The organism is Pseudomonas sp. RL_5y_Pfl2_73, from assembly GCF_963970515.1.
Taxonomy (GTDB): domain Bacteria; phylum Pseudomonadota; class Gammaproteobacteria; order Pseudomonadales; family Pseudomonadaceae; genus Aquipseudomonas.
Genome location: NZ_CAXAPD010000008.1, coordinates 1 through 21183 on the forward strand (window position 1 = coordinate 1; position 21183 = coordinate 21183).

Here is a 21183-nt window from a genome sequence, read left to right on the forward strand (position 1 = left end):
GCGTTCAATCTGAGCCATGATCAAACTCTTCAGTTCAAACATCTTTGGGTTTTGAGAAAACCCTAAACTTGGCTCAGCAATCGTTGGTTACATCTTTGATTTCTCGCGGAGTAACTTGTGATGCTGACAATCTGTTGACTAGCAGTCTGACTCCACAAGCACCCACACGAATTGCTTGATTCAGTTGTTAAAGAGCGATTGGTTGAGCCTTTCGCCTCAACCGAGGCGCGCATTCTACAGCACCTCTCCTTAAAAGCTACTGATTTTTTTAATAAAATCAATTGCTTAAGCCAAACGCTGCATCGAAGTGCTCGTTAGCGGGAGGCGAATAGTACAGCATTAAAGTACGTGGTCAACCCCCATCTAGAAATTTTTTCTTACCAACGCGCCTGGTTGCCACTATGAAAACGTCCAAGGTCTGTACAAAGCACCAGGGCAGCAGAGTGCCCAGACCACGTCGTCCCAAATCGCGTTTCGGTCGAAACCTGCTCCTATCCAGCAGTCTGGCAATTTGGGGGACGCACCATCTCAAGTAATCGCCACCGAATGGGGTCATCTGAAATAGTCGCTTGGACTGTCGAAATATTGTCCACTCAGAACTCGCCTTATTTAAGCTAGGCAGGCATCCACATCTGCTGCCGTATCTGTGGCAAGGTCTCACCCTTCTTACCCACAGCCGACCGATTGCCTAACTCGTTTGCTCGCATAGCAATTTTCTGCCACTCCGCTTGGCTAGAACCATGAGCGTCAGCCCGACGAGAACAGGCGGAATGCTCAACAGTTGGCCAACGTTTAGTGGCAGGGGATAGTCATAGCTGGCTTGGTGCATCTTGGTGAATTCAAGCAGGAATCTCGCCGAGAAGACTGCTGACAAAAACAACCCGCTCAGGAACCCCGGCTCCAGGGTGGTGCGGCGTTTCTGGTACAGCAAGAACATCAGCAAAAACATTACAAAATAGACGCATGCTTCATAGAGTTGTGTGGGGTGCCTAGGCAGCGTATCAATTCGGGAGAATACAATTGCCCATGGAATATCCGTCGGAACACCGGCGATCTCAGAATTGAAGAAATTGCCCACTCTGATCAGGCCGCCGCCCAAAAGAGCTACTATGGCAATCCTGTCCAGCAGCCAGAGATAGCCTATGTCGGAACGACGTCGGCAGAATAGATAGAGGCTAAGGGCGAGTCCAATAGCGCCGCCGTGGCTTGCTAGCCCGCCTTTCCAGATGGCTAGGATTTCCGCAGGATTGCTGAAGTAAAACGCTGGATCGTAAAACAGCACGTGCCCAAGCCGGGCGCCGAGCACTGTACCCAAGCCGAGATAGATCAGCAGAGCGTCCAGGTCACCCTCAGGCTTACCTTCTCGTCTGAAGATAAACCTCATTATTGCCATACCGAAGCCAAACGCGGCTGCGAACAGGACGCCGTACCAGTGGATATCGATCACTCCGAACCGCATCAGTACAGGGTCGGTGTTCCATACAAAATACTGCTCCATCGCGCAATCTCTCCTTGGCTAGCAGACGCTTCCACTTGCAGTTATCCCGTTCCCTGTAAATCAATGCGCTGCAGATGAAGCTTCGTGGGCCGCAGGCTCCGCCACAGGAATCAGTTCGCAACCATATCAGCTCATCGGCATTGGAGCACTTAGCCGCAGGGATCAGGGCAAATGGCATAAAAGTGATTGATAGCTGCCTGAGTCACACAATGTGAGTTGGGCGGACGCCGCTGTAGGCAGGTTAGTCGACCGACGAGCTAAGAAATCGGCGCGCCCGAGGGCGCCCTGCACACAGCCACCATCGAGTGCAGGGATGAGGGATACCTGACTGATGGACGCTTGAGCGACTTAGCAGCGACGGGCGACTAAACCCGATCACTGATGAGCAGTGACAGGACCCAAACTACCGACGCGGTCCCAGGCGAACAAGCCGGCGGGTTCTGGCGTAGTTGTAGGCAATGGCGCAAGGCGACGTGGGCTTGGGGTTCTGGTCGTCCAACGTCTTACGGCCTAGCGACTGGAATCTTTCAGACTGCTTACCCATTCAAGTCGCAGGGCTTTCTAGAGCTGCTGTTGCGAGTCACGCACTCTGGCTCACGACGGGTCTCGATAACGATGCCCAGACAGTAATGTCTGCTGCGCCGCGGCTGCGATTTTTTCGGCCACTGCCGGATCGGATACCGCTCGTGCGAGTGTTACGGCACCAACCAGCGTGGACAATGCGAACAGGGCTTCACCTGTGTCGGCAGGAGCGTGCTCCGACGTGGGGCCGGCCACGATCAAGGCGGCGACGTTGAGCAGTTCAGCCTCAAACTCCGCGCGTGAGTTGGGATCAGACCTGGAAATTTCTGACGCAAGACTCTGCAGGGCGCAGCTCTCTGACAGTTCGCATTTACGCTTCTCTCCCAAGTAAAAACACACGAACTCAGGCCACCAGGTGTGCCCGTGCTGGCCTTGGAAGTGGCGCACACCGTCCTTGAATTCAGCCATCCCCTGTGCGACCGACTCACGAAATGCAGCAGCCTTGGAGTCGAAGTGGGCGTAGAAGGCGCCGGACGTAACACCTGCTTCCTTTGCCAAGCCATCCACACCAATACCGCCAAAGCCGGCTTTGCGAAAGCCACGGCCTGCGGCATCGAGAATTCGTTGACGCGTCTGCAGCTTTCGTTCGGATCGAGACATGCATACCTCCCTACAGGATTCCGGGCGAGTGAAATCCAGATTGTACTTGGCAATGTAACGATCGTTATGTAAATTGAAATAACGATCGTTATCTTACGGTCGATGCGATCGCCGATGCGACGTACAGCTCGCTTACAGGAGTATGGAAATGCCTCTCACCCTTACGCTTACTGAAGGTGTCCTGCCTAAAGGCAGCGAGAAAATTGCTTTCACCCAGCTGTCTGACGCCATGCTGAGGTGGCATGGCCTGAGCGGCAACAAGGCCATGACCCCGAACATCGTCGGTTCCATTCATGTTTTGACCGCAGAAAACACCTTCTCTGGCTCCACCGAAGCGCCTGTCGCTTTCATCGAATGGAAGGTGCCTGCCTTTGCATTCGCCAACCGCGAAATACAGATTGGCTACATTGAGGAAGTAACCAACATTATCCATGAGATGTCCGGCGGACAACTGCCCAAGACAAACATCTGGGTCAACATCGTGCATGCCGTAGACGGTGCTTGGGGTATTGCTGGCGAGGCGATGACCAATCAGCAACTCGGAGAGGCCATCGCAAGGGGTTGATCCGACTTGAGACAGTGAAAAAGGTCTTGCTTGGCAAGACCTTTTTTTGACCGAAGAACAGGGTTTACCCGCCGAACCTACCTGACCTCAACAATATCCAACGCCCGATTAGCCAACAACTCACTCACCTCAATCACCTGCAAAATCCCCATCGCAACCCGCCGCCGCGACCCATCCAGGTCAAACGCCAAATCACTGATCATGGCATTCGCCGAAGCCAAATTCTCACTGAGATTCGCCAACAAACACTCAGAATCCACACTCGGATCAATCCGAAAAATGGAGTCCGACTTGTCAGACGTTTCGCTCTTAGGCTTGGGTTTCAGGTAGTAATCCAACGCTCGCGTGGCAGCATCGTCGATTTTTTTGTTGCGAGCAGACTGAGCCCGGGAGACATGCTCGTTCGTATCAGGAGGATTCGGAGTATCTTTTGCCATCGTCTTGCTTCCTGTAATTGGAGCCATCACCCGCTCGCTGCTAAACGATGGGAGGCAGCTGTACGCAGGTTAGCAGACCGGGGAAACAAGAAACCGGCGCGTCCGGGGACGCCCTGCGCACAGCCACCATCAAGTGCAGGATGGAGATTCCTGACTGGATGACGCCTTGCACAACCTGTTTCACCACGAGCTGCTAAACCCGATCACTGATGAGCAGTGACAGGTCCCAAACTACCGACGCAACCCCAGGCGAACAAGCCGGCGGATTCTGGCGTAGTTGTAGGCAAAGGCGCAAGGCGACGTCGGCTTGCAAGCCGCAGCCGCCCAATGTCTGACAGACCCGACTGACCCATGGGAAAAATCTTTCCAATCCATCCCCTCCCGCAAAGCTCCCATCCGCTCCAGCAAAGTCCTCGGCAGTTCCGCGCCTCGATAATGCTCCGCTTACTCACCCAAGCGCTGCAACCGAGCACCGTGTACCCCCCATGAACCTACGCACCTTCATCCGTAGCCACTGCCTCAACTCCAGGCTCGCCACGAATGCCCTGACTCGGCTGCACAAGGCGCTCTCATCCCTGGCCGGCTATCTGGCGCAGCAAGGCTTCGACTCCGAAACATGGCCGGCCACCCGTGACGAAGCCACGCTGGACCGTCGCCTCAACACCGTCTGCCCAGAGCTAGCCGCCACCGTATTCAGCCACGCCCGCGAAGGCATCATCCTTGTCGACCCATTCGGCCGGGTCATCGCCGTGAACGAGGCCTTCACCCGCCTCACCGGTTACGGTCAAGACGAGCTCAAAGGCCGCGAGCTGAACTCCCATCGCATGGTCCGTCGGCTCACCGCTTTTTACGCACCAATGAAAAACGCGCTGGATTTCCACGGCCATTGGTCCGGCGAAATTCAAAGCAACCACAAGGATGGCCGGGAAATGACCTCGCGGATCAGCATCAGTTCGGTGCATGACCGTCACGGCAATGTTCAGCACTACGTGGCGCTGTTCAGCGACATGACGCAGATAAAGCAGCGTCTGCAGTTGCTGGAGCGGGATGCGCGGTATGACGCGCTCACGCAGTTGCCCAATCGGTTGTTGTTGGCCGAACGGATGCGTCAGGCGTTGGGCAAGGCGCGTATTTATCAGCAAAAGGTGGCGATTGCGTTTATCGACCTGGATGGGTTCAAGGCGCTAAACGACAGTTATGGCCATGACTGGGGGGATCGGGTGTTGCAGATTGTCGCGGCGCGGATCAATGCAACCTTGCGTGAGGGCGATACGTTGGCGCGCCTCGGGGGCGATGAGTTTGTTGCGGGGCTGGTGGGTTTGCAGGCGGTGGAGGACAGCGAGTCGTTGCTCACGCGGATGCTGGTGGCGGCGAATGCGCCGATTTTGATTGGTGCGCAGACGGTGGAGATTGCGGCGAGTATCGGGGTGGCGTTTTTTCCTGAGCATGGGCATGAGGTCGATGGGCTGATCAGCAAGGCAGATCAGGCCATGTACCTGTCGAAAAAGGCCGGCGGTAATCGTTTGGCGTTTTGTCCGACGCGGTTTATTTCGGTCAATAGCGAAGCCTGACGGTGGTGCCGAGGGTTCGTTCGCTGCCGGTCATCACGCCGTAGTCGCCAGCGCCAAGCAGTGAATACACGGCGGTGATGTAGTGTCGGTCGAAGACGTTGCGCACCCAGCCTTCCACTTCCCAGGCGCGGTCCTGGCTGCGCAGGCCCAGGCGCAGGTTGGTGAGGTCGTAGCTGGGTTGATAGCTGCCTTCGCCGCCTTCGAGGGTGCCGGAGTAGCCGGTGCGAAAGCTGTAGTCGATGCCGCTGTAGGCTTCCAGCCCGCAGGGCAGCGGGTGGATATGGTCGAGGCCGCTGCTGAGGTTCCATTCCGGCGCGTTGTAGAGGCGCTCGCCGCTGAGGTCGCAGGTCCATTGGCCCGAGGCCGGTGGGCATGGGGCGTTGGGGAAGCGGCGGTAGCGGGCATCGCTCCAGGCCAGACCCAGGCGTCCGGTGAGTCGGGGGGTGAGTTGCCAGGCGGAATCGAGTTCGATGCCGCGCAGGCGGACCTTGCCGACGTTGATCAGGTTGTCCCGCAGTGGGGGCGCGAACACCGACGTGGGCGGGCTGTAGGTGAGCGCTTGGTAGTTGTCGACGTCGGCCTGGTAGACGGCGAGGTCGAGCAATGCGCGCTCGTCCCAGAAGCGTGTCTTCATGCCCAGTTCCAGGGACGTGGCGCGCTCTGGCTCGAAGGTCGGCGCGGTGAACGGGCCGACCACATCGAAATTGATGCCGCCAGCCTTGTAGCCCCGCGACCAGCTGAGGTAACCCATCACCGCCTCGCTAAAACGGTAGCTGGCGCTGAGGAGGCTGGAGACGTTGCTTTCTTTAATCGAATCCTCGCGGTAGTAACCGCGGCCGAGGGCGATGTCGCGCAGCAATTGCCCTCCGGCCTGGAACACCGGGGGCAAGCCGGTCAGCGGGGCGAGGTTGCTGGCGTCGCGGGAGATCCAGCCGTCCTTGCGCTCTTGGCTGTAACGCAGGCCGGCGGTGAGTTCCAGCGGCTCAATCGGGCGCCAGGAAAGCTGGCCGAAAATGGCTCGGCTGTCGCCCTTCTGCTCGCCGTCGTAACGTTGTTGGGCGCCATTGAGCAGCACCGAAGGCACCTGCCTCGGATCGGTGAAGGTGATGCTATAGAGTTTCTTCAGTTGTTCAAGTTGATCGCCGACGAACCAGGACGCGGCGTCCTTGCCGTATTCGACGTCGATCTCACGGTCGAGCTGTTGGCGCAAGTAATAGAACCCCGCTACATAGTCGACGGACGAGCCGGCCGTACCGGACAGGCGCCATTCCTGGCTGAACTGTCGGTGGTTCAATTCGGCTTCGGATTGCATCACTGCACGTGCGGTACTGTCAGCGTCGCGGTCGGCGCGGTAGTCCCAGTCGCGGTAGGCGGTGATGCTGGTCAAGCGCATCGCCTCGTCCAGGTCCCAATTCAATTCCAATGACACGCCATTCTGCAGGGTTCGCGGATGGCCCGGCGCGTCGATGCGGGATTCGCGTTTGTAAGGATCGGGTTCCGCCAGCGGATACCCGGCAAACTGGGCGCGCTTGCGGGTTTGCTCGCTGTAGTGATTGACCAGCAGGACGTTGCCGGCTTCGTTTTGCTCGGCATGGTCGGCGATCAGGCGCGCACTGAAGTCGCTGTTCGGTGTCCACAGCAACTGGCCGCGCAGGCCTTGGCTGTCGGCGTCACCTAGGCGGCTGCCGTCTCGCAGGTTTTCCACGGAGCCATCGCTGGAGCTCTCGAACACATTGAGTCGACCGGCGAGCACGTCGCCCTGCAGCGGTCCGGAAATCGTCCCGCGATATTCCCGCAAACCGTGTTCACCGTAGCGGGCTTCCAGGTTGGCTTCGGGCTGGAACGTTGGCTGGCGGGTGATGATGTTCAGCGCGCCCGCCGTTGTGTTCTTGCCGAACAAGGTGCCTTGCGGCCCACGTAAAGTTTCGATGCGCTCGATGTCCATCATTTCGGTGAAGGCCATGCCTTGGCGTGCCTGATAAACGCCATCGACGTAAGTGCCGACGCTGCCTTCCAGGCCATCGTTGTAGGCGGTCGCGCCGAAGCCGCGCAGGCCGAAGCCGGCGTAGCGGGCGTCGTGGCCGGAAACAATCAAGCCGGGCACGCGCCGCTGGATGTCCTGGAGCCGGTGCAGACCGGCCTCGTCCAGTTGCTCGCCGTAGAGGACGTTGATCGGGATCGGCACGTGCTGTGGGTCTTCTTCGCGGCGCCGAGCGGTGACGGTGGTTTCGTCGAGCGTGAGGGCGGTGGGCGCCTCTTGTTCGGCATGCGCCGGCGCCCAGGGCAACACTGAAAAACTGCCAAGTAACAGCAGAAGGTAACCCAAACCTCGCATGCTATCGCTCCCAAGCCGTCGCGCGGCGTACCGTGTCTGGGCGGGCCAGTGCCTTGACCCACGCCAGCAGTTCACGGCTGTCGGCGGGTTTGAGCAGTACCGCGTCAAAGGCCAGATCCTTTGGATAGCTTTCCGGTCTGCGCGGCGGGATCGCTGAATAAAGCATCACCGGCAAATGGCGCCAGCGTTCGCGCACCTGGCATAGCAGTTCCCAGCCGTCCATGCCGGGCATCATCTGGTCGCTGATCAACAGGTCGACCGGCTGTTCTGCCAGGCAGGCCAAGGCGTCTTCGCCGTTTGCCGCCATGCTCACGTCGAAACCGTAGCCGGCCAGCAGGTCGTAGAGCCAGTCGCTGTTCTGCTCGACGTCGTCCACCAGCAGCACGTGCTTGCCCTGGCCGTCAAACGGCGTGGCGTTGTTATCGACGATGCCGTTTTCCAGGTCGTGTTCCTGGGCGCACTTCAGTTGCAGGCGAAAACTGAAGTGGCTGCCCTGCCCCGCCGCTTGCGGTTCGAGGCGGCTGTCCATGCGTTCCAGCAGTTGCGTGACGATGGACAGGCCCAGCCCGCTGCCTTCGTAGCGTTGCACGTTGTGGCCGCGGCGGAACGGTTGCAGCAGTTGTTCGAATTCTTGCGGGTCGATGCCGATACCGGTGTCGATCACGCTCAAGCGCAGCCCCACGGTATCGGCGCTTGTCCCTGGAAAAGCGCCCACTTGGAAACGGATCTGGCCGTTGCGGGTGAATTTTGCCGCGTTCGCCAGGAGGTTCATGAGGATCTGCCGCAGGCGTTTGAAATCGGCCTCTACGACTGGCGGCAAGTCGTCCGCCAAAACAGCCTCGAAGCGGTTGCCCTGGCGCGCGGCGAGAAAGCTCGCTTCATCGGCGATCTCTTTGAGGAAGCCGTACAGATAACCCGGCGCGAGGGTCAGTTGCATCTGCTCCAGCTCGCCACGGGAGAATTCGAGCATCTCGTCAATCAGCTCCAGTTGCTGGCGGGCGTTGCGCTCGATCGTCGCTTGATAGTCGCGGTTGGGCCCGGCGTGCAACAGGCGCGCGTAGTCGATGATGCGCACCAGGGGCGAGCGCAGGTCGTGGCTGATCCGCGCCATCAAGGCACTGCGCGCCGCGAGGGAGTCGCGCAACTGCGACGTGCGCAGCGCCACGGTGCTTTCCAGCCGCGCCTGCTCGGCTTGGCGTTGTTGTTCGAGGGTGGACAGGGCCTGTTTTTCCCGGTGGCGGCTGCGGCTGACTTCCATGATCAACGTGCACACCAGCAACGCTACACCCGGCAATGTAGACGATAAGCTGTGTTTGCTTTGCGGCGACTGCCAGGGCAATTGCTCCTGGGGGAAGAACAGCCGCATCAGCAGTTGCCCAAGCAAGAGCCCCGGCACCAGCCAGGCCATCCAGCTGTAGCTCAGTCGTCTGCGCCTGGCCATGAACAACGTGGCGAGCAGCACACCGTAGAAACTTTTCAGGGATATCTGGACGATCTGCGCACCCTGGACGGGATCGACTTTTAGCCACCAGAGTCGGCCAAGGATGCAACCCAACAGCGGCAGCCAATAGCTCCAGCCGATGATTCTGGGCAGGCGGGCAACCTGCAACAGCACGCGCATGTAGGCGAGGAAGAGTACGAACGAGGCCGCGCTGGCGCAGGTCAGTAGCTCGCGCGTCCAGCCGAGTGCGGTGGGCCAATAGATCAGATAGCCGTTGAGGATGCACGTCAGCAGGATGTAGCTCAGGACCGCGCCCGCGTTCACGCTCAGCAGTTGGGAGCGCAGGATCCAGCCGACGATGAAACCGAACGGGACAACCAGCAGGACAATGCCGAGGGTGAGCCCGTCGCTCAGGAAGGTCTGTTGTTGACTGCGCAGCAGCGCCGGTTCCGACCACAGTTCCGGCTCCAGCAACATCTGGAAATTGCTCGCCACGCGGATGAACAGCGTGGCGCTCTCCCCTGCTGGCAAAGAGACCGGGAACGCCGGCTGACGTGTCGCCGGCTGGGGCCATTCGGCCAAGGGATAAGCGCCACCGGCATGGGCATCCAGCCCCGGTTGATAGACGCGGAGGTCTTCCAGGCGCGGCGCGCCGACCACCAGCAGGCGCGAACACGCCGCAGTGCTTGAGTTGCTGAGCTGCAATTTCAACCAGAACGCGGAGCGGCTGTAGCCTTGGGTCGGCCAGCCTGGAGTGGCGGCGTTGAAACGTGTTTCGGGCAGTTGCGCGACGTCATCCAGGCTCAGGCTGGCCTGGGTGTCCTCGAAAATCTGTATCGCAGGCATCAGGTCCAGGTGATCAGCCGGGCAGATATCCACAGGCGCGGCGCGCAGCAAGCCTGTGGATAACAACGCTATCGTCAGCAATAAAAACTGTAGAAGCCGCATCAGGCGCGCCCGGCCGACTCGGTTTCGGTGATGCCCAGGGCTTGCTGGCGAAACTGGCTGGGCGTCATGCCGATTCGCTGACGGAAGGCCGTGGTAAAGTTGCAGGCGTTGCGAAAGCCCACCAGCTCGGCCACGTCCTGCACGCTCATCACGCTTTCGACGAGCAAATCCTGGCCACGCCGCAGTCGTGCGTCGCGAATGTAAGCGAATACGGTCAGCCCCAAATGCTCGCGAAAGATCCGCGAGAGACGTTTCTCGTGGGTGCCGACTTTTTGCGCCAGATGGGCCAGGGAGGGCATGTCATCAAGGAGGCCTTCAATCAACCGCATCGCGGCACGCAGGACGATCTCGTCGCCCTCCGGCTCCGGATCGACCGGGTTGTGTTGAGCGGTTGACGGCGCGCGCCAAGTCAATTGCAGGTGAATCTTGATACGCGCCAGCACTTCCTCGGGTGCGCAGGATTTGGGGATGTAATCCACCCCGCCCACGGTGAGCCCTTCCAGGCGTTCGATGGCGCTGTTGGCCGATGACAGAAACAGGATGGGCGTGTGCCGGGTCGCCGGGGCCTCGCGCAACAGCCGGCACAGGCTGAAACCGTTCATGTGCGGCATGTGCACGTCCAGCACGATCAAATCCGGACGCAAGGCCAGTGCCCGCTGATAACCCTGATGAGCATCGCTGGCCAGGGAAATACGCCAGGGTTGCGTCTTCAATAGGACGAGCGTCGCACGGATATCTTCCGGGACATCGTCGATCAGCAGAATATGCGGTGACTCGGACGACACCGCCGCGCCTCCAGCCATCGCCGCCCGCCTTTCGTATCGTCCGTCGTCCATTCGCTACGTTCTCTTATCGTGCGTTTACCAATTGATTGCCGCAAAGCAACAGTTATTGCAAAACCAATTGGTGGATCGGTAAAAATCGTTATACCGATAGCGGCAGGTGCGGCGAAGACTTGAAGGCGACAGGTTACCCATGGCCGCCTCATTGCCGACGGCCTATGCTGAGACGGTCTCACTTCGACAGGCAGGTTTCGATGATCCAGTGCAAACGCGCCTATGAAACAGCCAGCGCCGAGGATGGCGTGCGGGTTCTGGTGGACCGCTTGTGGCCGCGTAATTGCCGCAAGGATGCGTTGGCGATTGCTGAGTGGCTGCCGGAGGTTGGGCCTTCCCATGAGCTGCGCAAGGCGTTCAAGGCGAGGGTTGTTTCGTTTGAGCAGTTCAAAGTCGCCTATCGCAAGGAACTGGCCGCGCAGCCGCAGTGTTGGTGGCGGTTGGTGGATGTTGCACAAGGCGGCAACCTCACCCTGGTGTATGCCGCCAAATCCACGGTCGAGAACAATGCCGTGGTGTTGGCTGAATGGTTGGAGAATGAGGTGGAGAAACGGGCAGACGCGAGTTCACCGGTTTGCTATCGATTCGAGTTTCCGGGCCACTGATGTGAGCTGAATCCAATGCCGCTTAGTGGGGTGTTGCGGGCGCCTTCTGGAAATCACCAAACTCATCCTCGCTGTCGACCTCGACCTCGACCACGTGATCAAACTCCAACAGATAACTCTCGGTCACATGCCCGCCGGGAACGACGTAGCTCGCCAGCAGCGCGTGCAGGTCGTTACACAGATCGGTCCTCGATTGATAGACGCCGACACCGTAGTTGGGATCGAAGAGTCTCCCCGTCTGACCATCGTCAACTCGTGGTAAGGGCGCTAGCTCCCGCTCGACTGTACCGCAGGAGCTGTGTAGGAGCTGTCGAGTGCAACGAGGCTGCGATCTTTCCACTCCCCATCGAATCAAGAGCAAAAGATCAAGATCAAAAAATCGCAGCCCAGAGCGCGAGCAAGCGCCCTCGCCACAGGTTTGGGTCGCCCTTTAAACCTGTAGCAACCCACGAAACCCACGCGCCGCGTAATACGACTGCACGCCATTGTGGTAGATGAACACCCGGCCATAACGGTAGTCGCCAAAAATCGCCCCATCGAGCGAGCGAAGCGCTGGAGGGGTTGCCAGCCAACTGGATGTCTTGGCATCAAACTCGCCGAGTGTTTGCAAGGCTCGGTACTGGTCTTCCGTCAGCAGGGCAATGCCCATTTCTTCGGCCATTTCGACGGCACTGCCTTTAGGTTTGTTCTCCTTGCGTGCGTCCAGGGCGGCGCGGTCGTAGCAGAGGCTTCGGCGACCGGTCGGGCTTTCTTTGGCGCAATCGCAGAAGGTGACAGCGCCGGTTTTCGGATCGAGGCCGATCACGTCGGGCTCGCCTCCGCTGGCTTCCATGGCCTGGAGGGATTTTAGTGCGTTGGGGTTGGTTTCGAGCCGGCTTTGGACGTCGCCCCAAGAGATGCTTGGGTGGCGTTGGGGATTTTGGTCGAAGCGGCCCTTCAGGGTGTTGAGCAAGTTTTCTTGTTCTTGTTTTTTCATGGTCTTGAAATCCATTGATGGTCGGTTGCAGGCCCCGCGTTTTTTGCCCACCGGAGGCTAGAAAAAAGATCCGTTAAACACTTGGGCATTCTGGAATTTTGAGTGGCCCGCCACGGCGTTCGTGTATTGCTCGACCAGGTCATAGGTTCCAAGATCGATCAGTTCGATTGAGTTGGGCGCGGTGACTGATTTCGTCATCGGTTGAATGACCAGGCCTCTCACCAAGGGTGGGCCAGGGTTGATCAATGCATTGAGAATTTTGATCACCATGGCTGTTTTTGCGTAGACATCCGTCGTGGATGTGCTGGAAAGATTGGCGTTTTTCCCCAGCAAGCCAATCTAGGCAGTGAAAGGCCCAGCAAGGAGACATCTGCCACCCATACTTGGCTTCGTTGAGTTCAGCATCCACGCTGCCTTTGCATTCAACGATGATGTATTCCTCCACCACGCCGCTTTGCAGATTGCGTTTGACCCATATCTGGTCGATCCCATTGTTGCGCCCCGAAGACGCCTTACCGATTTTCATCTGGTATTCATTCCCGAGCACGGTAATCAGTAGCTTTGCCGCCGCATACTCCCCCCGGGTTTCGCTGCCAAAATGCACGGCGTTGGATTTCTCCAGGTTTTGGAAGTGGTTTTGAATCCGGTCTCCTGACTTTCGATCATGCACGGAGAACTTATGAGAGATGCCGCCGTATGTTTGTAGCCAGTTGTAAATCTTCGTTTGGGCGGCGGGGTCCGACTGGAGCAGATTCCAATAACTCAATGCAATCGGGTCAGGAATGGCTTGGCACAAGGCGGCTCTGCGCTCAATAACCTGCTCGGCTGCGTAGGTGGTAATCGGGTTGGTTGTTCCAAACACTTGCGCGACATCTGGGTGGTAGTAGCTACCTTTCGTGAACTGTTTGTCACGGGCTACCGCCTCCTTGATCTTCACGGCATCCTCGGTATCCAGCAATACCAGTTGATCCACCCGATCAGAATTCCCAGGGTCAGAGGGAATACCGTGCCTGTTGGTCATTTGATGTCGTATAGATCGCCATTCCTGCCCGTTGGTATTCACCTGCGTAATGCCAAGGCTCCCTATCGGGGTAAAGGGATAGCTGCCGGTCGTCAAGGTCAATGGTTTAGAGTCAAACTCGGTATCCGGCGTAAAAAACAATGTGGTTTTTTGACCGTCTCGCCGCTCTTTGGGGGCCAGCGCCAGGATTTTTTTATTCAGCGCTTCGTCTTGATTGGTGTAGTCGTTAAGGTGGTTCATTGGAATCCCTCCCGATGTTGCATCCAGAGCGAATACTTCACTCTAGACAGCGTATTTCGCACCGTCCAGCGAGGGACCTTGTTCCATATTGCCCGCCAAAATGAGGCCTGGAGTGCAGCCCAATGATTACAGAAAACGCTTCAGACTCGTCCCTGAGTTTTCGTCCAATCAACCTTGATCAGGACAGCGACGTTTGCGTGCATTTCTTTGAGGACATGCTGCTGTGTGCGTTTGGTTGCCCACAACAGCTTCACGGCCCCGAGGGTAGGCAGCGATACCTTCAGTCGCTGCAAAAAAAAACAGCCGAGGTGCCTGGCGGCGTTGTCCATGCCTGGGATGAAACACGGATTGCGGGGCAGATAGAGATGTCGCGGCTAAAGACAGCACCTGCCGTGGGTTACATCCACTTTTTCTATCTCACCCCTGAGTGGCGATCCCGCGGTGCTGGGAAGTTGCTGCTGGCTTACGCGACCAACTTTCTTGCAGGGCTGGGCTGCGAGCGAATGAGATTGTCGGTGAGCGAAACGAACCAGAGGGCGGCGCAGTTTTATAGTCACCATGGTTGGACGGATATCGGGCCCAGACAAGATAAGCCAGACTGCGCTTGCGCTTGATGGAAAAGCCGATTGGCTCGGCGCAAACGGCAACCATTTGATCAAGATTTTCCAGGAAGCCTTCAGCCTCGGTTGAATCATGTTTTTCGCACGGAATCAGAAGCATTGATAGCGTGCGGCATTTCTGTTCCAAACAGCGCGGGTTCGAGGTGGATGTGCCTGCGCCTTCGCGAGCAAGCTCCCACAGGGTTTTGTGTTGCGATAACATTCCAGCATCAATCGCTAAGGTGAAGTAACCCGTAGCGTCCATCACTGAACACATGAGGCCCGTATGAAAAACTTCACGATTCAACGTATTGACCACATCGTCCTGCGCGTAAAAGACATCGAGCGCAGCCTCGCTTTTTATACGTCGGTGCTTGGCTGTGAACTCAAGAAGCGTCGGGACGATCTAGGCATGGTTCATCTGGGCACCGGTGTTTCGATGATTGACCTGGTGGCCATCGACGGGCCTCTCGGTCGACAGGGAGGGCCGGCGGCCGGTAAGCAAGGGCACAATGTCGATCACCTCTGCCTGCGCATCGAGCCGTTTGATGAACAAGCCCTCCTCGCGCATTTGGCCTCGACCGGCCTGACCGTTGAGAAAGCGCAGATGCGCTATGGCGCGGAGGGCAAGGGCTGGTCGATCTACTGCTTCGATCCGGATGGCAATCAGATCGAGTTGAAGGGGCCAGCGCTGGAGCCCTGAGTTCAACAGGCTCGGAGCCCGCTCGCGCGCTTGCTGCGAACGCTGACACCGAGGCAAAACCATTGCACTTGCAATTACATTGCAAGGTGCAGTAGGGTCCCGGCATTACCCAATGCACGGAGCGCCTTGGTTCATGATCGGTTTTTCCACTTTCAAAAAAACACCTGACACAGGGCGAGCTGCTCAGGTATGCATCGAAAAAATCCGAACGTATACGGCTTGCGCATCTCCGCTCTACACCATGATCGATATTGCCAATCGATTGGAAAGTGATTCAGGTGCCGCCCAAAATATTTGGGTCATACGCACCCACCCGCAGTCGGACGACATAAAGCAATCCCGTATCAGCGCCTGGCCCCTGCGTTTCAGCGCCACAGCCCGCGCCAGTGAAAAACCATTGCTGTACCTGACCCGTTCCGCGACGTCGGCCGAGCTTTGCGCGCTGTCCAGTGAATCGGCCAACCGGGGCATTTTGTGCAATGACATAGAGACCTCGCCTTCGCGCTGGCCCAAGGGTGCCCATCCCTGGGTACCGCTCTGGTTGGTCGCCAACCCGCAATGCCTGCCGTTCGATCCCGCCAGCGGTGCCGAGGCGCACGCCATTGCCCTGGCGGCTTTGCAAAGTTTGTATGTAGAAGGCAATGACGGCTTTTACTACATGGCGCTTCACGACCAACCCGATGACTTCATCACGCCCACCGACCCCCTCTGCGCGAGCCAGGCCCTCAAGGGCATGTACAGGCTGGCCGAGATCGATACCGATTCAGCGCTCCCACGGGTGCGCTTGCTGGGTGCGGGGTTAGCCTTGCAGTCAGTGGTAGCTGCGGCGCACATGTTGCGCGACGACTGGGGCGTCGCCAGCGAATTGTGGAGTTGCCCCAGTTACACCCGTCTGGCCCGCGACGCAGATGAAGCGCAACGCTGGAATCGCTTGCATCCGGGGATACCGCGACAGTCAGCGCATTTGCTCGATTGCCTCGACACCGAAGACTGGCCGGTGGTGGCCGTGACCGGGTATGCCCAGCATGTCGCCGAGCAGATCGGAGCACATGTCAGATCACAGTTCGTGGCGCTCGGAGCTGGCTCGACCGGCCCCGCCATGGGCAAGGTGGATAAGCACTGGATCGTGGTGCTGGCCCTGCAAGCCTTGGTTCAGGAAGGCGCCATCACCCAGGCGCGTGTCGAACAAGCCATGGCGCGGTATCAGTTGCCATGAGCAGGTCGGCGTCAGCGCGCTCGTCCGCTGTTGCGCGCAGCACTGGCCGCTCGCTCCAGCGCGTCACTAAAGACGCGCTGCTGTGCGCCATCGAATTGCGACAAGAACAACTCGTCCACTGCCCCTTCGTAAATGTTCCACATCTTTTTGCGCAATACCTTCCCGTGCTCGGTGATGGCGGCGTATGCGCCTCGTCCGTCATCACTGGCGCGGCTGCGCGTGACCAGACCTTCGGCCTCCAGGCGGTCCACCAGGCGAGTGAGGTTGTAGCGCTCGATGGCCATGACGTCGGCCAGTTCACTCATGCGGCGTGCGCCGTCGGGGCCGCTTTCCAGGCCCCATAACGCGTCGTACCAAGCGTAGGCAGGCAGCCCGGCAGCGGCCAGGCGACGCTCTATTTCACGGATCAGGCAACGGTGGGCCCTGACGAATCTGAACCAGGTATCCGGCTCGCTGGAAGACATGCAGCACCTTTCTGATGAAATCGATTTAGTTGCAATTGTAGCGCGCGGCAGGCTAAGTTCTCATACATAGTTGCACATGCAACTACAAAATCTTGAAGGCTGGCGTCGACCCACGCCCCTTAGTCAGGCACCAAACGACTCGGTGCTGCAGCACTGTCCAGGAGACGACAACGATGGCACAACAATCCATGTTTCTCGACGAGGATCCACAAGAGACTCGCGAGTGGCTCGAATCCATTGAATCGGTGGCGAGCGTCGAAGGGCGCCCTCGCGCCCACTACCTGATTGACCAGATGCTGGATTTCGACGCCAACCGCCATGGCGACTTTTACGGGCGCGTCACCACGCCCTACGTTAATACCATTCCACTCGACCGTCAGCAGCCTTATCCAGGCGACCTGACCATAGAACGCCGGATAAACGCCTACATCCGCTGGAACGCGTTGGCCATGGTGCTGCGCGCCGGCAAGCATTCGAACGTGGGCGGGCACATCGCCTCCTATGCCTCGGCGGCCGTTCTCTACGATGTGGGTTTCGAGCACTTCTTCCGTGGCCGCACCGAGCAGTTCGGTGGCGACATGGTGTACATCCAGGGCCACTCCTCGCCGGGCATCTACGGGCGCGCCTATCTGGAAGGCCGCCTGGACGAAACACAGTTGGACAACTTCCGCCGCGAGACCGACCGCGACGGTGTTTCATCCTATCCGCACCCAAGGCTCATGCCGGATTTCTGGCAATTCCCCACGGTATCCATGGGGCTCGGGCCGATCACCGCCGCGTACCAGGCGCGGTTCATGCGCTACCTGGAAGATCGTGGGCTGAAGGAACATCAGGGGCGCAAAGTCTGGGCGTTCCTCGGTGACGGTGAAATGGACCAGCCGGAATCGCTGGCGGCAATTTCCCTCGCGGGCCGGGAGAAGCTCGACAACATTATTTTTGTCGTCAACTGCAACCTACAGCGCCTCGACGGACCGGTACGCGGCAACAGCAAGGTGATCCAGGAATTCGAAAGCCTGTACCGCGCGGCCGGCTGGAACGTGATCAAGGTGATCTGGGGCAGCGGCTGGGATGCCCTGCTGGAAAAGGACAAGAGCGGTCTGCTGCGCCAACGGATGATGGAGTGCGTGGACGGTGACTATCAAAACTACAAATCCCAGAACGGCGCCTATGTGCGTGAGCATTTCTTCGGCAAATACCCCGAGTTGCAGGCGCTGGTCAGTGACCTGAGCGATGACGACATCTGGAAGCTGTCGCGCGGCGGCCATGACCCGGAGAAGGTCTACAACGCCTACACCGCCGCCATGCGCCACACCGGCGGGCCTACGGTTATCCTGGCGAAAACCGTGAAAGGCTTCGGTATGGGCGAAGCGGGTGAAGGCCAGAACATCAACCACCAACTCAAAAAGATGGGCGAGGACGCGGTCAAGGCGTTCCGTGATCGTTTCGGCCTGGACCTCACGGACGATCAGTTGGGCGACATGCCCTATCTCAAGCCCGCAGCGGACAGCGTCGAAGCCCTTTACCTGCAAGCCCGGCGCACTCAGTTGGGCGGCTACGTGCCTGCGCGCTTCAGTGCGGTGCAGACTTTGCAAATCCCGCCATTATCGACCCTGGATACCCAGCTCAAAGGCACCGGCGAGCGGGCGATCTCCACGACCATGGCCTTCGTGCGCATCCTCGGCACCCTGCTCAAGGACCCGAACATCGGCAAGCTGATCGTGCCAATCGTCCCGGACGAATCACGTACGTTCGGCATGGAAAGCCTATTCCGCCAGATCGGTATCCATTCCCATGTCGGCCAGTTGTACACGCCTCAGGACGCCGGCCAACTGAGCTATTACAAGGAAGCCAGGGACGGCCAGATCATGCAGGAAGGCCTGAACGAATCCGGCGGGATTTCTTCCTGGATCGCAGCGAGCACTTCCTACAGCACCCATGGTGTGATGACGGTGCCCTTCTACATTTTCTACTCGATGTTCGGCTTCCAGCGCGTCGGCGACCTCGCTTGGGCGGCAGGCGATGCCCGTGCCCGGGGGTTCCTGCTCGGAGCCACGTCCGGACGGACCACGCTGATGGGCGAAGGCCTGCAACATGACGATGGTCACAGCCATGTGCTGTCCTCCACCATCCCCTGCTGCGTGTCCTATGACCCGACCTATGCCTATGAACTGGCGGTGATCATCCAGGACGGCATGCGGCGAATGTATGTCGACAACGAGGACATTTATTACTACATCACACTGCTCAACGAAAACTACGCTCATCCGCCCATGCCCGAAGGGGTCGAGCAAGCTATTTTGAAAGGCATGTACCGGCTCTCAGCCCCTGCGCAGCCCATCGAAGGCAAGCATGTGCAACTCATGGGCTGCGGTTCGATCCTGCGCGAAGTCATCGCCGCCGCGCAGTTGCTGGAGCAGGACTTCGGCGTCAGCAGCGAAGTATGGAGCGTCACCAGCCTGACCGAACTGCGTCGGGACGGCCAGAATGCCGAACGCTGGAACCTGCTCCATCCACAGCAGACACCTCGTATCAGCCATGTTGAAAGCTGCCTGCTGGATAAACAGGGGCCAGTGGTGGTCGCGACCGACTACATGAAGATATTCGCTGACCAGATCCGCCCGTTCGTGCCCAAACGCCGCTTCGTGGCCTTGGGCACCGACGGCTTTGGCCAGTCTGACACTCGTGAATCGCTGCGCAGGTTCTTCGAAGTGGATCGCTATTTCATCGTATTGGCGGCCTTGAAGGCGCTGGCTGATGACGGGGGGATACCGCGGGAAAAAGTGGCCGAGGCGATTGTGCTTTATGGCATTGACCCGGAGAAGCAGAACCCGGCAGCGGTTTGAGCCCTTCCCTCTTGCAGCAGCGTCCCCGGGGGCGCTGCTGTGACCACCCAAGATCAAAAACTGTGGGAGGCGGTAACTGCGGAAGATAAACGCCCTGCCACAGGTTTTGTTCAGACTTCGCCTGCCTGGCTAGATCCGAGGTTTGCGTCGTCGACGCCAGACAATGCCCACCGCCGCAGCCACGCCCCCCGACATTGCCAAACAACCAGATCGCCAAGTTGCCGCTCTGGTCTGCTTCGTGCTCGTAGAACGGCCCGAAATAACGACCAACGGCCATGAACACCAAATTAAATGTGCCGACCGCCAACACGATGATCTGGAAGACGAGCCTAGCAGTCCCCCTCACCCCATGGATTCACTGGCCAGGGATTGAAAGCCAGTAGCCATCACCGCTCCTTTATGGTTTCCTGCCCCAGACACGGTTGTTGACTGAAACCTTTGGAAATGAGCCGTTTGTGATGTTTCAGCCCGACGCAAGGAAGGCTCTAGCGCAACCCGTCGAGACGAACAGCCGAATGGCGGTTTTTCCCGTTGAGCGTCGCCGACTAGTTGTTTTTCTGCCTAGACTCATCATTGTTCCGCCGTGCGCTGTGTTTTGAATGAGCCCGCACGAAAATATTAAAAAAAAAGAGGAAAGCCCGTAATGTTCAAACCTATCTGGAAAGCGCTCGCTTGCACATTGGCCCTTAGTGCGATGAGCACGGCCATGGCGGCAGATCCGGTGGTGATCAAGTTCTCCCATGTGGTCGCCGAACAAACACCAAAAGGCCAAGGCGCGCTGCTGTTCAAGAAACTGGTGGAAGAACGGTTGCCAGGCAAAGTAAAGGTTGATGTGTACCCCAACTCCTCGCTGTTCGGCGATGGCAAGGAAATGGAAGCCCTGCTGTTGGGGGACGTGCAGATCATCGCGCCATCGCTGGCCAAGTTCGAGCAATACACCAAGACCGTGCAGTTGTTCGATCTGCCGTTCCTGTTCGATGACATTTCCGCGGTGGACCGCTTCCAGTTGAGCCCTGAAGGCCAGAAGCTGCTCAAGTCCATGGAAAGCAAGAACATTACCGGCCTGGCTTATTGGCACAACGGCATGAAGCAGCTGTCGGCGAACAAACCGCTGCGTGAACCCAAGGATGCCCGCGGCCTGAAGTTCCGGGTACAGGCATCGGCCGTGCTGGAAGAACAATTCAAGGCCGTGAACGCCAACCCGCGCAAGATGAGCTTCGCCGAGGTCTATCAAGGGCTGCAGACTGGCGTAGTCAACGGTGCGGAAAACCCCTACTCGAACATCTACAGCCAGAAAATGCATGAAGTGCAGAAGTACATCACCGAATCCAACCACGGTGTACTCGACTACATGCTGATCACCAATACAAAGTTCTGGAATGGCCTGGACCCAGACGTTCGTACTGAACTGGACAAGATCATCAAAGAAGTCACGACTCAGGTGAACAAGGAAGCCGAGCAACTGAACCAGGACGCCAAGCAGAAGATCGTCGACGCCAAAACCACCGAGATCATTACCCTCACGCCGCAAGAGCGTGCCGAGTGGCGCGACAAGATGAAACCGGTATGGAAGAAGTTCGAAGGTGATATCGGCGCTGACCTGATCAAAGCCGCAGAAGCCTCCAACAAGGCCCAGTGATTGGTTGGCCGACGTTGCCACCCTGGCAGCGCCGGCCTGTCGTCCCCCACCAGGAGAGGTCACT

At 58.4% G+C, this 21183-nt stretch carries 17 protein-coding genes; 8 read left to right on the forward strand and 9 right to left on the reverse strand.

Annotated elements, in window-relative coordinates; all coding sequences use genetic code 11:
• Positions 1–688 precede the first annotated feature (688 nt).
• Both lgt and AACY42_RS09695 read right to left on the reverse strand, forming a co-directional pair.
• The gene (gene lgt / locus AACY42_RS09690) at positions 689–1498 is read right to left on the reverse strand and encodes a prolipoprotein diacylglyceryl transferase (protein WP_339478909.1); all 810 of its coding nucleotides are present in this window, start codon (positions 1496–1498) and stop codon (positions 689–691) included.
• 594 nt (positions 1499–2092) lie between these two features.
• Positions 2093–2680: a TetR/AcrR family transcriptional regulator gene (locus AACY42_RS09695; protein ID WP_339478912.1), complete on the reverse strand. Its 588-nt coding sequence runs from the start codon at positions 2678–2680 to the stop codon at positions 2093–2095.
• 148 nt (positions 2681–2828) lie between these two features.
• Between AACY42_RS09695 and AACY42_RS09700 the strand changes: the two genes are divergently transcribed.
• Positions 2829–3245, forward strand: coding sequence for a 4-oxalocrotonate tautomerase (locus tag AACY42_RS09700; RefSeq protein WP_339478913.1), 417 nt, complete (start codon positions 2829–2831; stop codon positions 3243–3245).
• A gap of 77 nt (positions 3246–3322) precedes the next feature.
• Here the strand turns inward: AACY42_RS09700 and AACY42_RS09705 are convergent, their stop codons facing one another.
• Entirely contained in the window at positions 3323–3682 is a 360-nt protein-coding gene (locus AACY42_RS09705) for a DUF6124 family protein (RefSeq protein ID WP_339478914.1), read from the reverse strand.
• A 485-nt stretch (positions 3683–4167) separates the two neighbouring features.
• Here AACY42_RS09705 and AACY42_RS09710 point away from each other — a divergent pair, with 485 nt between their 5' ends.
• Positions 4168–5253, forward strand: a complete 1086-nt coding sequence (locus tag AACY42_RS09710) for a sensor domain-containing diguanylate cyclase (RefSeq protein WP_339478916.1) — start codon at positions 4168–4170, stop codon at positions 5251–5253.
• Here AACY42_RS09710 and AACY42_RS09715 read toward each other — a convergent pair.
• Genes AACY42_RS09715 through AACY42_RS09725 form a run of 3 tightly spaced genes read right to left on the reverse strand, consistent with a single transcriptional unit; the run spans position 5237 to position 10813 of the window.
• On the reverse strand, positions 5237–7588 hold the full coding sequence (locus tag AACY42_RS09715) for a TonB-dependent receptor (RefSeq protein WP_339478917.1): 2352 nt from the start codon (positions 7586–7588) through the stop codon (positions 5237–5239). The genes AACY42_RS09710 and AACY42_RS09715 overlap by 17 nt on opposite strands.
• A 1-nt stretch (position 7589) precedes the next feature.
• Positions 7590–9977 carry a hybrid sensor histidine kinase/response regulator gene (locus tag AACY42_RS09720; RefSeq protein WP_339478919.1) on the reverse strand — a complete coding sequence of 796 codons (2388 nt, stop codon included), beginning with the start codon at positions 9975–9977 and terminating at the stop codon, positions 7590–7592.
• The gene (locus AACY42_RS09725; RefSeq protein WP_445261567.1) at positions 9977–10813 is read right to left on the reverse strand and encodes a response regulator transcription factor; all 837 of its coding nucleotides are present in this window, start codon (positions 10811–10813) and stop codon (positions 9977–9979) included. Before AACY42_RS09725 ends, AACY42_RS09720 begins: the two co-directional genes overlap by 1 nt.
• 200 nt (positions 10814–11013) lie before the next feature.
• Between AACY42_RS09725 and AACY42_RS09730 the strand changes: the two genes are divergently transcribed.
• Complete coding sequence (locus tag AACY42_RS09730) at positions 11014–11418, forward strand: DUF488 domain-containing protein (RefSeq protein WP_339478921.1); 405 nt, start codon at positions 11014–11016, stop codon at positions 11416–11418.
• Between the two features lie 430 nt (positions 11419–11848).
• Here AACY42_RS09730 and AACY42_RS09735 read toward each other — a convergent pair whose 3' ends face one another.
• Both AACY42_RS09735 and AACY42_RS09740 read right to left on the reverse strand, forming a co-directional pair.
• A complete protein-coding gene (locus AACY42_RS09735; protein ID WP_339478922.1) occupies positions 11849–12394 on the reverse strand; it encodes a DUF4256 domain-containing protein in 546 nt (181 codons plus the stop codon).
• 139 nt (positions 12395–12533) lie between these two features.
• Positions 12534–13655: a hypothetical protein gene (locus tag AACY42_RS09740; protein WP_339478923.1), complete on the reverse strand. Its 1122-nt coding sequence runs from the start codon at positions 13653–13655 to the stop codon at positions 12534–12536.
• 122 nt (positions 13656–13777) lie between these two features.
• On the opposite strand from AACY42_RS09740, the gene AACY42_RS09745 reads away from it, so the two are divergent.
• The 3 genes from AACY42_RS09745 to AACY42_RS09755 all read left to right on the forward strand — a co-directional run bounded on the left by AACY42_RS09745 (position 13778) and on the right by AACY42_RS09755 (position 16173).
• Positions 13778–14269: a GNAT family N-acetyltransferase gene (locus tag AACY42_RS09745; protein WP_339478925.1), complete on the forward strand. Its 492-nt coding sequence runs from the start codon at positions 13778–13780 to the stop codon at positions 14267–14269.
• Positions 14270–14540: 271 nt separating this feature from the next.
• Entirely contained in the window at positions 14541–14957 is a 417-nt protein-coding gene (locus tag AACY42_RS09750) for a VOC family protein (RefSeq protein WP_339478927.1), read from the forward strand.
• A gap of 133 nt (positions 14958–15090) precedes the next feature.
• On the forward strand, positions 15091–16173 hold the full coding sequence (locus tag AACY42_RS09755) for a transketolase-like TK C-terminal-containing protein (RefSeq protein ID WP_445261568.1): 1083 nt from the start codon (positions 15091–15093) through the stop codon (positions 16171–16173).
• An 11-nt stretch (positions 16174–16184) separates the two neighbouring features.
• Here AACY42_RS09755 and AACY42_RS09760 read toward each other — a convergent pair whose 3' ends face one another.
• Complete coding sequence (locus AACY42_RS09760) at positions 16185–16637, reverse strand: MarR family winged helix-turn-helix transcriptional regulator (RefSeq protein ID WP_339478929.1); 453 nt, start codon at positions 16635–16637, stop codon at positions 16185–16187.
• Positions 16638–16810: 173 nt separating this feature from the next.
• On the opposite strand from AACY42_RS09760, the gene aceE reads away from it, so the two are divergent.
• A complete protein-coding gene (gene aceE, locus AACY42_RS09765; protein WP_339478930.1) occupies positions 16811–19480 on the forward strand; it encodes a pyruvate dehydrogenase (acetyl-transferring), homodimeric type in 2670 nt (889 codons plus the stop codon).
• 643 nt (positions 19481–20123) lie between these two features.
• Positions 20124–21119 (forward strand): C4-dicarboxylate TRAP substrate-binding protein DctP, encoded by a 996-nt coding sequence (gene dctP / locus AACY42_RS09775; RefSeq protein ID WP_445261569.1) that lies wholly within the window; start codon positions 20124–20126, stop codon positions 21117–21119.
• Positions 21120–21183: the final 64 nt, after the last annotated feature.